Source organism: Streptomyces sp. BPTC-684 (genome assembly GCF_030028635.1).
GTDB lineage: Bacteria > Actinomycetota > Actinomycetes > Streptomycetales > Streptomycetaceae > Streptomyces > Streptomyces noboritoensis.
In genome coordinates, this window is the sequence record NZ_CP124863.1 from 2,279,018 (window position 1) to 2,290,195 (window position 11,178).

Sequence of the window (11,178 nt, forward strand, 5' to 3'; positions counted from 1 at the left end):
TTCAGCCCCCCGCCGCCACCGACGCCGCGAGCCGGGGCGAGGCGTACGCGGTACCGCACACGAACCGCATCACCGGCCCGAACGACGACGCGGCCGGCAGGCCCGTGAAGTACAGGCCGGGCACCGTCGACCGGTACCCCGCGTCCAGGACCGGCGCGCCCCGCGAGGTGGACAGCTGGGTGCGCAGGCCCGGGCCGAGGTAGTCGAGGGCGGCCACGTCCATGCGGTAGCCGGTCGCTGCCAGCACGTGGTCGGCGGCCAGTTCGCGCTGGGGGCCGGCGCCGCCGCTCAGCGTCAGGACCGGGCGGCCGGACTCGACGCGCGCGCGGACCACCCGGCGGCCGTCGGTCACCGCGACCCTGCCGGTGAACCGGTCGCGCAGCCACCACGCGCCCAGCGGGCCCAGCACCCTGCGCACCAGATAGTGCCGGGTGGGCGCGGGCAGATGGCGGAAGCGGGTGGCGTGGTACGAGAACGCGTACAGCGACCAGGCGCGCCCGAACGGCGAGTTCGGGCTGAGCCGGGGCTGCCGGTCGGGGGCGGCGCCGAAGCGGACGGCCCCGGTCCGGCGCGCCACGATCCGTACGCTCGCGCCGGCCTCCGCCATCAGCACCGCGCTCTCGATGGCCGACTGGCCCGCGCCGACGACCAGCACCTCGCGCCCGGCGAAGCGGGAGAGGTCGGCGTGCTGGGAGGCGTGCGAGACGGGGCCGGTGGCGGACGGGCCGTCGGGGACCGCGGCCGCCAGCTCGCGGGGCATCCGGGCGAGCCCGGCGAGCCCGGTCGCGACCACCACCGCGCGCGCCTCGAAGGCCTCGCCGGAGTCCAGCTTCAGCTCGAAGCGGCCCGCCCGGGTGCGGTCCACGGAGACCACCCGTACGTCCTCCAGGTCCGGCAGCAGCCTCCGGGCGAACCACTGCCCGTACGCCGCGAAGTCCTCCACCCCGATGAGGTCCCAGTCGGACTCGTACCGCCGGATCCCGGTGTCGGCGCAGAAGTCGACCAAGGTGTGGCCGGGTCGGGGCGCGTCGATGCTGGACGCGGACGGCGTCGATTTGAGGACCATGCCCGCGGGCATGTGCGCGCGCCAGCTCACCATGGGCGAGCCGAAGACGCGGACCGGGAGGCCGCGTCCACGCAGATGCGCGGCGGTGGACAGACCGTAGGGCCCCGCCCCGATGACAGCTACCGGACGAATCACGTGAAGGTCCCCTCCCCAGGGTGATGCGCACAAGTGCTGGTGGTGCCTGTGGTGCTGCTCCCGCTCGGCTACTCGGCGATCGCGCGGCGGGAGCTCCGCCACAGCTGGTACAGGTGCTCGGCCCCCGGTCGTACGAAGCGGGCGAGCATGGTGAAGAACGGCCTCGGGTCGTCCCGGGCGAGCCACGCCAGCTCGGTGCCACGGGGGCGCGCGGGCGCGTGCGGGGTGGTGTAGCCGCTGCTCCGGTACGCCAGGAGCGCGGGCAGGTCGATGTTCTCCACGACATAGCGCCGCCCCGTCCGCTGCTCGCCCTCGGGGACCGCGCGGCCGGTGAGGTGCAGATGCTGGGCGCGGACGACGTCGACGCCCGCCTCGTTCTCGAAGAGGCGGAACTGAGCGCCCATCCGCGGGTTGAAGTCGAGCAGTTTGTACTGCCCGTCGCGCCGGTCGAAGCGCAGATCGAGGTCGACGATCCCGCTGAAGCCGATCCGCTTCACGAACTGCTCGGCGAGCTGGGCGAGTTCGGGGTTGTCGACGACGTACGCGGTGGCGGTCATCCCGGTGTGCGGCGGCCAGGAGCGGACCTTGACGCCGGTGAACAGCGCGAGCGGCGCCGCGTTCTCGTCGAAGTAGGCGTGGACGATCCAGTCCTCGGCGTCCTCGCGCGGCAGGTACTCCTGGAGGATCACGCCCGGCCGCTCACCCCACTCGCGGGCGAGGGCGAGCAGGTGCGCGGGGCTCTGGACGCGGGTGGTGCCGCGCACCGCGGGCCGCTCGCGCCGCACGAACGCCTCGCGGTTCTTGGCGACCAGCGGGAAGCGGGCGTGCCGGGCGAAGTCCTCGACGTCATCGTAGGTGTCGGGGAAGGCGGCCGCGGGCGAGGGCACCCCGTGCTCGACGCACAGCTCGTGCAACCCGCGCTTGCTGGCGAGCCTGCGGGGCAACTCCGGGGCCACGGGCGGGAAGAGGAAGTGGCCGTCGAGCTCCTTCTGGTGCTCGGCGATCAGCACCGCCGCCTCCTCGTCGGTCGGCACGAGGACGGTCGGGCGGCCGATCCGGCGGCCGATCCGCAGCAGCCCGTCGAGCAGGGCGTCCGGGTCCTCCCGACCGGTGGTGGGCCAGGCGAAGGCATGGCTCAAATAGCGTGAATGCGCCGCGGGTGTCCAGCGGTCCTCGGTGATCGCGTACATCGGCACGCCGAGCCTGCCGAGGCTGCGGATGGCGCCGACTCCGCCGTGGTGCAGTGGGTAGTTCCCGATCTTCACGATCAGTGCGGGCACGGTCCGGTCGGCCGTGAACAGGGCATTACTGCTCGACACCAGTCCCCCCTCAGGACGCACGGCCCCCTCGCCGCGTTCGTGTCCCGGCAAGGACGGTAAGGGGGAATCTCCCCTTCCGGACGCGGAGTTTCCGGACATTGCGAACTCTTTAGACACTGCCTACGCAACCATCGCCGACGTAACGTGTCCTCCACACCCGTGGAAAGCGAGGCAGGCACAGATGTCCGAGCAGAGCCCGCTCGACCTGGCCGAGGGCGACCCCTTCGGCCCGCACAACCTTCCGTACGGCGTCTTCTCCACGCCCGACGCGCCCGAGCACCGCCGCGTCGGCGTCCGCATCGGCGATCACGTCCTGGACGCGGGGGCCGCCGCGCACGCGCTCGGCTCCCCGTACGCGGCGCTGCTGGCCAGGCCCACGCTGAACCCGCTGCTCGCGGCCGGGCGCACGGCGTGGCGCGATGTGCGGCGCGCGCTCACCGCGTGGGTGACGGTGCCCGCGCACCGGCCCGACATAGAGCCCCTGCTGCACCCGCTGGACACGGTCACCCTGCACCTGCCGTACGAGGTCTCGGACTACGTCGACTTCTACGCGAGCGAGCACCACGCCACCAACGTGGGCCGGATCTTCCGGCCGGACGGGGACGCGCTCACCCCCAACTGGAAGCACCTGCCGATCGGTTACCACGGCCGGTCCGGCACGATCGTGGTCTCCGGTACGGACGTGGCCCGCCCGCACGGGCAGCGCAAGGCGCCCACCGACCCGGCGCCGGTGTTCGGCCCCTCGGTGAAGCTGGACATCGAGGCGGAGGTGGGCTTCGTGGTGGGCACCCCGTCCGCCCTCGGCCGGCCGGTGGACCTGGCGTCCTTCGAGGACCACGTCTTCGGTCTGTTCCTGCTGAACGACTGGTCGGCGCGGGACATCCAGGCCTGGGAGTACGTGCCGCTCGGCCCGTTCCTGGGCAAGTCCTTCGCCACGTCGGTCTCGGCGTGGGTCACCCCGCTGGAGGCGCTGACGGCCGCCCGGGTGGCGCCGCCGGAGCGGGACTTCCCGCTGCTGCCGTACCTCGACGACGCGGACGCCGAGGTGCCGGGCGGCTTCGACATCCGCATCGCCGTCGCGCTCAACGGCCAGCTGGTGGCCGAGCCGCCGTTCGCGGGCATGTACTGGACGGCCGCCCAGCAGCTCGCCCACATGACCGTGAACGGCGCGTCGCTGCGGACGGGCGACGTGTACGGCTCGGGGACGGTGAGCGGCCCCGAGCGCGACCAGCGCGGCTCGTTCCTGGAGCTGACCTGGAACGGCACGGAGCCGATGGAACTCCCCACCGGCAAGCGCACGTTCCTGGAGGACGGCGACGTCGTCACGATGACGGCGTGGGCCCCGGGCCCGGACGGCGTCCGAGTGGGGCTCGGCGAGGTCACGGGACGGATCGTGGAGGGCTAGCGAGGCGCGCGGGGGCGCCGACGGCGCCCCCGGCTACTCCTGCTCCCCCTTCAGCACCTCCAGCACGCCCTCCCCGTACGTCGCCAGCTTCTTCTCGCCCACCCCGGCGATCGTGCCCAGCTCCTCCACCGAGCCGGGGCGGGCGACGGCGATCTCCCGCAGGGTCGCGTCGTGGAAGATCACGTATGCCGGGACGCCCTGCTCGCGGGCCTGCGCGGCCCGCCAGGCGCGCAGCGCCTCGAAGAGCGGGGCCGCCTCTTCCGGGAAGTCGGCCGGGGACGTCTTCGCCTTGGCCGCACCCCGTGCGCGGGGCGCGCGCTCCGGCTTCGCCGGTTCCGAGCGCAGCCTGACCTCGCGCTGGCGCCCGAGGACCTCGCCGCTGGTCTCGGTCAGGACCAGCGTCCCGTACTCGCCCTCCACCGCCAGCAGGCCCTGGGCGAGCAACTGCCGCACCGCGCCCCGCCACTGCGCCTCGGAGAGCTCCTCGCCGATGCCGAACACCGACAGCGCGTCGTGGTCGAACTGGATCACCTTGGCCGTCTTGCGGCCGAGCAGGATGTCGATGATCTGGCCCGCCCCGAACTTCTGGCGCCGCTCCCGCTCCAGCCGCACGACCGTGGACAGCACCTTCTGCGCGGCCACCGTGCCGTCCCAGGTCTCGGGCGGGTTCAGACACGTGTCGCAGTTGCCGCAGTTCGCGGCCGTGGCTTCCTGGCCGAAGTAGCCCAGGAGCTGGGCGCGGCGGCACCCGGCCGTCTCGCAGAGCGCCAGCATCGAGTCCAGGTGCGCGGCCGCCCGGCGCCGGAACGCCTCGTCGCCCTCGCCTCCCTGGATCATCTTGCGCTGCTGGACCACGTCCTGCAGGCCGTACGCCATCCAGGCCGTGGACGGCAGGCCGTCGCGGCCCGCGCGGCCCGTCTCCTGGTAGTAGCCCTCGACCGACTTGGGCAGGTCCAGATGGGCCACGAACCGCACGTCGGGCTTGTCGATGCCCATGCCGAACGCGATGGTCGCCACCACGACCAGGCCGTCCTCCCGCAGGAAGCGGGACTGGTGCCGCGCGCGCGTGCCCGAGTCGAGCCCCGCGTGGTACGGCACCGCCGCCACGCCGTTGTCGCTCAGATACTGCGCGGTCTTCTCCACGGAGGCGCGCGACAGGCAGTAGACGATGCCCGCGTCCCCGTCGTGCTCCTCCTTCAGGAAGGTCAGGAGCTGCTTCTTGGGGTCGTTCTTCGGCACGATCCGGTACTGGATGTTCGGCCGGTCGAAGCTCGCCTCGAAGTGGCGCGCCTTCGGCATCACCAGGCGGTCGGTGATCTCCCGGTGGGTGACCCGCGTCGCCGTCGCCGTCAGCGCGATGCGCGGCACGTCCGGCCAGCGCTCCCCCAGCAGCGAAAGCGCCAGGTAGTCCGGGCGGAAGTCATGGCCCCACTGCGCCACGCAGTGCGCCTCGTCGATCGCGAAGACCGCGATCTTGGCCCGGGAGAGCAGATCGAGCGTCGCCTCCACGCGCAGCCGCTCCGGTGCCAGATAGAGCAGGTCGAGCTCGCCCGCGAGGAGCTCCGCCTCCACCGTGCGGCGCTCGTCGAAGTCCTGCGTGGAGTTGATGAACCCGGCCCGCACACCGAGCGCCCGCAGCGCGTCCACCTGGTCCTGCATCAGGGCGATCAGCGGCGAGACGACCACACCCGTACCGGGTCTGACCAGGGCCGGGATCTGGTAGCAGAGCGATTTTCCGGCGCCCGTCGGCATGAGCACCACGGCGTCCCCGCCGGCCACCACGTGCTCGATGACCGCGCCCTGGTCGCCGCGGAAGCTCTCGTAGCCGAAGACCCGGTTCAGCGTCCGCAGCGCCTCGCTCTCGACCGCCGCGCCGACCATCGACTCCTCAGCCTCCACGACCGTCCCTTCCGTCCCGTTCATCCCGCCGTCCCCCACCGTCGTCCCGTTAACTCCGCCACCCCTGCCACGATAGGGGGCCGGGCCGACACCACCTGCCGCCGTCGTGGCAGATCCTGCTCGATCACAGACGAAACCGCAGGTCAGGGCGGGGGAAAAGTTATCCACAGGTGGTGCAACGCCAGGACCCCGGCGCCACTCACCCGCGCCGGGGCCCTTCGCCGTATCGAGCGGCCCGCCTATCGGACGAACACCCCCGCCTGCCCCGCCAGATCCAAGAAGTACTGCGGCGCCACACCCAGCACCAACGTCACCGCGACCCCGACCCCGATCGCCGTCATCGTCAGCGGCGACGGAACGGCGACCGTCGGCCCGTCGGCCTTCGGCTCGCTGAAGAACATCAGCACGATCACCCGGATGTAGAAGAACGCGGCGATCGCCGACGAGATCACGCCCACCACGACCAGTGGCCCCGCGCCCCCCTCCGCCGCCGCCTTGAACACGGCGAACTTCCCGGTGAAGCCGGACGTCAGCGGGATGCCCGCGAAGGCGAGCAGGAAGACCGCGAACACCGCCGCCACCAGCGGCGAGCGGCGGCCGAGCCCGGCCCACTTGGACAGGTGCGTCGCCTCGCCGCCCGCGTCGCGCACCAGCGTGACGACCGCGAACGCCCCGATCGTCACGAACGAGTACGCCCCGAGGTAGAACAGCACCGACGAGATGCCGTCCGCGTTGGTCGCGATGACACCCGCGAGGATGAACCCGGCGTGCGCGATCGACGAGTACGCGAGGAGCCGCTTGATGTCGGTCTGGGTGATCGCGACGATCGCGCCGCCCACCATCGTGACGATGGCGACGCCCCACATCACCGGCCGCCAGTCCCACCGCATCCCGGGCAGCACCACGTAAAGCAGCCGCAGCAGCGCACCGAAGGCGGCGACCTTCGTTGCTGCCGCCATGAAGCCGGTGACCGGGGTGGGCGCGCCCTGGTAGACGTCCGGCGTCCACATGTGGAACGGCACCGCGCCGACCTTGAACAGCAGCCCCATCAGCAGCATCGCGCCGCCGATCAGCAGCAGCGCGTCGTTGCCCATGGTGCCCGCGAGCGCCGGGTCCACCGTCTGGACCGTGCCGTCGACGACGTCCGCGATGGTCGCGTACTGCACCGAGCCCGCGTAGCCGTACAGGAGCGCGATGCCGAACAGCAGGAACGCCGACGAGAAGGCGCCGAGCAGGAAGTACTTCACGGCCGCTTCCTGCGACATCAGCCGCTTGCGGCGGGCCAGCGCGCACAGCAGGTACAGCGGCAGGGAGAAGACCTCAAGGGCCACGAACAGCGTCAGGAGGTCGTTGGCCGCCGGGAACACCAGCATCCCGGAGATCGCGAAGAGCGCCAGCGGGAAGACCTCGGTGGTCGTGAAACCGGCCTTGACCGCGGCCTTCTCGCTGTCGCTGCCCGGTACGGACGCGGCCTGCGCGGCGAACGAGTCGACCCGGTTGCCGTGCGCCTCGGGGTCGAGGCGGCGCTCGGCGAAGGTGAAGATCGCGACGATCGAGGCGAGGAGAATGGTGCCCTGGAGGAAGAGCGCCGGGCCGTCGACGGCCACCGCGCCCATCGCCGCGATGTGCGCCTTCGTCGTGCCGTATCCGTCGGCCGCGAGGGCGACCACCGCGGCGAAGGCGGCGGCGAGCGCGATCACGGAGAGGAACACCTGGGCGTAGTAACGGCTCTTGCGCGGGACGAACGCCTCGATCAGCACGCCCACCACCGCCGCGCCGACCACGATCAGCGTGGGCGACAGCTGTGCGTACTCGATGTGCGGCGCCGGGATCTTGTCCACCTTGCCGTCGGCCGCCGTCGTCCACAGGCTGTGGACAGCTGCTGCTGTGCTCACTGGGCCGCCTCCACCACGGGCTTGGGGTCCTTCTTGTGTACGTCGGACATGGTGTGCTGCACCGCCGGGTTGACGATGTCGGTCAGCGGCTTCGGGTAGACGCCCAGGAAGACCAGGAGCGCGATCAGCGGGGCGACCACCAGGAGTTCGCGGACCTTGAGGTCCGGCATGCCCTGCACCTCGGCCTTGACCGGGCCGGTCATCGTCCGCTGGTAGAGCACCAGCACGTACAGCGCGGCCAGCACGATGCCCAGCGTGGCGATCACGCCGATCGCCGGATAGCGGCTGAACGTGCCCACCAGGACCAGGAACTCACTGACGAACGGCGCGAGGCCGGGCAGCGAGAGGGTGGCCAGACCGCCCACCAGGAACGTGCCCGCGAGCAGCGGGGCCACCTTCTGCACCCCGCCGTAGTCCGCGATCAGACGCGAGCCGCGGCGCGAGATCAGGAAGCCGGCCACCAGCATCAGCGCGGCCGTCGAGATCCCGTGGTTGACCATGTACAGCGTGGCGCCGGACTGACCCTGGGTGGTCATCGCGAAGATGCCCATGACGATGAAGCCGAAGTGCGAGATCGACGCGTACGCCACCAGGCGCTTGATGTCGCGCTGGCCGACCGCGAGCAGCGCCCCGTAGATGATGCTGATCACCGCGAGGACCAGGATCACCGGGGTGGCCCACTTCGACGCCTCCGGGAAGAGCTGGAGGCAGAAGCGGAGCATCGCGAAGGTGCCGACCTTGTCGACGACCGCCGTGATCAGCACCGCGACCGGGGCCGTGGCCTCGCCCATCGCGTTCGGCAGCCAGGTGTGCAGCGGCCAGAGCGGGGCCTTGACCGCGAAGGCGAAGAAGAAGCCGAGGAACAGCAGCCGCTCGGTGTTGGTCGCCATGTCCAGCGAGCCGTTGGCGCGCGCCGCCGCGATCTCGTCGAGCGAGAACGTCCCGGCGACCACGTAGAGGCCGATCACCGCGGCCAGCATGATCAGACCGCCGACCAGGTTGTAGAGCAGGAACTTGACCGCCGCGTACGACCGTTGGGTGGCCGCCGCCTCGTCCCCGTGCTCGTGCGCCCGGTCGCCGAAGCCGCCGATGAGGAAGTACATCGGGATCAGCATGGCTTCGAACAGGATGTAGAAGAGGAAGACGTCGGTGGCCTCGAAGGAGAGGACCACCATCGCCTCCACGGCGAGGATAAGGGCGAAGAAGCCCTGGGTCGGGCGCCAGCGGCTGTTGTGCGTTTCCAGCGGGTCGGCGTCGTGCCAGCCCGCCACGATGATGAACGGGATCAGCAGCGCGGTGAGCGCGATCAGCGCCACCCCGATACCGTCCACACCCAGCTCGTAGCGGACGCCGAAGTCCTTGATCCAGGCGTGGGACTCCGTCAACTGGTAGCGGTCGCCGCCCGGTTCGAACCGTACGAGCTGGACGGCGCCCAGGGCCAGCGTGCCGAGCGAGACCAGCAGCGCCAGCCACTTGGCGGCGGTCCGCCGCTCGGCCGGGACGGCGGCGGTGGCGATCGCGCCGACCGCCGGGAGCGCCGCCGTCGCGGTAAGGAGGGGGAACGACATGCCTTACACCGCCCTCATCAGCAGGGTCGCGGCGATGAGCACCGCCGCACCTCCGAACATCGAGACCGCGTACGAACGGGCGAAGCCGTTCTGCAGCTTGCGCAGTCGGCCGGAGAGCCCGCCGAACCCCGCCGCGGTGCCGTTGACGACTCCGTCGACCAGGGTGTGGTCGACGTACACCAGCGAGCGGGTGAGGTGCTCGCCGCCGCGGACCAGGACCACGTGGTTGAAGTCGTCCTGGAGCAGGTCGCGGCGGGCGGCCCGGGTGAGCAGCGAGCCGCGCGGGGCGACGACCGGGACCGGCTTGCGGCCGTACTGCGCCCAGGCGAGGCCCACGCCGATCAGCAGCACCACGACGGTGGCCGCGGTGACGACGCCGGCGCTCACCGGCGAGTCGCCGTGCGAGAAGCTCGTGACCGGCTCCAGCCACTTCACGAAGGACTCGTTGATGCTGAACAGGCCGCCCGCGAGGACCGAGCCGAAGGCCAGGACGATCATCGGGATCGTCATGGTGCCGGGCGACTCGTGCGGGTGCGTCTCCTCCTCGTTCCAGCGCTTCTCGCCGAAGAACGTCATCAGCATCACGCGCGTCATGTAGTACGCCGTGATGGCCGCGCCGAGCAGGGTGACCGCGCCGAGGATCCAGCCCTCGGTGCCGCCCTTGGCGAACGCCGCCTCAATGATCTTGTCCTTGGACCAGAAGCCGGACAGGCCCGGGAAGCCGATGATGGCGAGGTAGCCGAGGCCGAAGGTGACGAAGGTGACCGGCATGTACTTCCGCAGGCCGCCGTACTTGCGCATGTCGACCTCGTCGTTCATCCCGTGCATCACGGAACCGGCGCCGAGGAAGAGCCCGGCCTTGAAGAAGCCGTGGGTGACCAGGTGCATGATCGCGAAGGCGTAGCCGATGGGGCCGAGGCCGGTGGCGAGGATCATGTAGCCGATCTGCGACATGGTCGAGCCCGCGAGGGCCTTCTTGATGTCGTCCTTCGCACAACCGACGATCGCACCGAAGAGCAGCGTGACCGCGCCGACGATGACCACGACCGTCTGCACGTCCTGCACCTGGTTGAAGATGGCGCCGGAGCGGGTGATCAGATACACGCCCGCGGTCACCATCGTCGCCGCGTGGATCAGGGCCGAGACCGGGGTCGGGCCCTCCATCGCGTCCCCGAGCCAGGACTGCAGCGGGACTTGGGCCGACTTGCCGCAGGCCGCGAGCAGCAGCATCAGGCCGACCGTGGTGTTGCGGCCCCAGCCGGTCTCGCCCACCTGGTTGAAGACCGTCGAGAAGGCGAACGAGCCCCAGGTGGTGAACATGACCATGATGGCGATGGACAGGCCCATGTCGCCGACCCGGTTGACCAGGAACGCCTTCTTGGCCGCCGTCGCCGCGCTGGGCTTGTGCTGCCAGAAGCCGATCAGCAGGTAGGACGCCAGACCGACGCCCTCCCAGCCGACGTACAGGAGCAGGTAGTTGTCGGCGAGGACCAGGAGCAGCATCGCCGCCAGGAACAGGTTGAGATAGCCGAAGAAGCGGCGGCGGTTCTCGTCGTGCTCCATGTAGCCGATCGAGTAGATGTGGATCAGCGTGCCCACACCGGTGATCAGCAGGACGAAGGTCATCGACAGCTGGTCGAGCTGGAAGCCGACGTCGGCCTGGAAGCCCTCCACCGGAACCCAGCTGAACAGGTGCTTGTGCACCGCCCTGTTGTCGGCCGAGCGGCCCAGCATGTCGGCGAAGAGCGCCACACCGAGACCGAAGGACACGGCCGCGAGCAGCGTGCCCAGCCAGTGCCCGACGGCGTCGAGCCGCCGTCCGCCGCACAGCAGGACGGCCGCTCCGAGCAGAGGCGCCGCGATGAGCAGCGCAATCAGGTTCTCCACGATT

Annotated in this window: 7 protein-coding genes; 1 reads left to right on the forward strand and 6 read right to left on the reverse strand. The window is 71.0% G+C overall.

From position 1 onward, the window contains the following. Position 1 precedes the first annotated feature (1 nt). Both QIY60_RS10205 and QIY60_RS10210 read right to left on the reverse strand, forming a co-directional pair. Complete coding sequence (locus QIY60_RS10205) at positions 2-1,201, reverse strand: FAD-dependent oxidoreductase (protein ID WP_283142109.1); 1,200 nt, start codon at positions 1,199-1,201, stop codon at positions 2-4. A gap of 68 nt (positions 1,202-1,269) precedes the next feature. Next, complete coding sequence (locus tag QIY60_RS10210; protein ID WP_283142110.1) at positions 1,270-2,520, reverse strand: ATP-grasp domain-containing protein; 1,251 nt, start codon at positions 2,518-2,520, stop codon at positions 1,270-1,272. Between the two features lie 181 nt (positions 2,521-2,701). Here QIY60_RS10210 and fahA point away from each other — a divergent pair, with 181 nt between their 5' ends. Beyond that, positions 2,702-3,925 carry a fumarylacetoacetase gene (gene fahA / locus QIY60_RS10215; RefSeq protein ID WP_283142111.1) on the forward strand — a complete coding sequence of 408 codons (1,224 nt, stop codon included), beginning with the start codon at positions 2,702-2,704 and terminating at the stop codon, positions 3,923-3,925. A 33-nt stretch (positions 3,926-3,958) separates the two neighbouring features. Here fahA and recQ read toward each other — a convergent pair whose 3' ends face one another. The 4 genes from recQ to nuoL all read right to left on the reverse strand — a co-directional run bounded on the left by recQ (position 3,959) and on the right by nuoL (position 11,174). Beyond that, complete coding sequence (gene recQ / locus QIY60_RS10220) at positions 3,959-5,848, reverse strand: DNA helicase RecQ (protein WP_283142112.1); 1,890 nt, start codon at positions 5,846-5,848, stop codon at positions 3,959-3,961. A 215-nt stretch (positions 5,849-6,063) separates the two neighbouring features. Next, a complete protein-coding gene (gene nuoN, locus QIY60_RS10225; RefSeq protein WP_283142113.1) occupies positions 6,064-7,719 on the reverse strand; it encodes an NADH-quinone oxidoreductase subunit NuoN in 1,656 nt (551 codons plus the stop codon). Further along, positions 7,716-9,287, reverse strand: coding sequence for an NADH-quinone oxidoreductase subunit M (locus QIY60_RS10230; RefSeq protein ID WP_283142114.1), 1,572 nt, complete (start codon positions 9,285-9,287; stop codon positions 7,716-7,718). Before QIY60_RS10230 ends, nuoN begins: the two co-directional genes overlap by 4 nt. Before the next feature lie 3 nt (positions 9,288-9,290). Beyond that, a complete protein-coding gene (gene nuoL / locus QIY60_RS10235; protein WP_283142115.1) occupies positions 9,291-11,174 on the reverse strand; it encodes an NADH-quinone oxidoreductase subunit L in 1,884 nt (627 codons plus the stop codon). Positions 11,175-11,178: the final 4 nt, after the last annotated feature.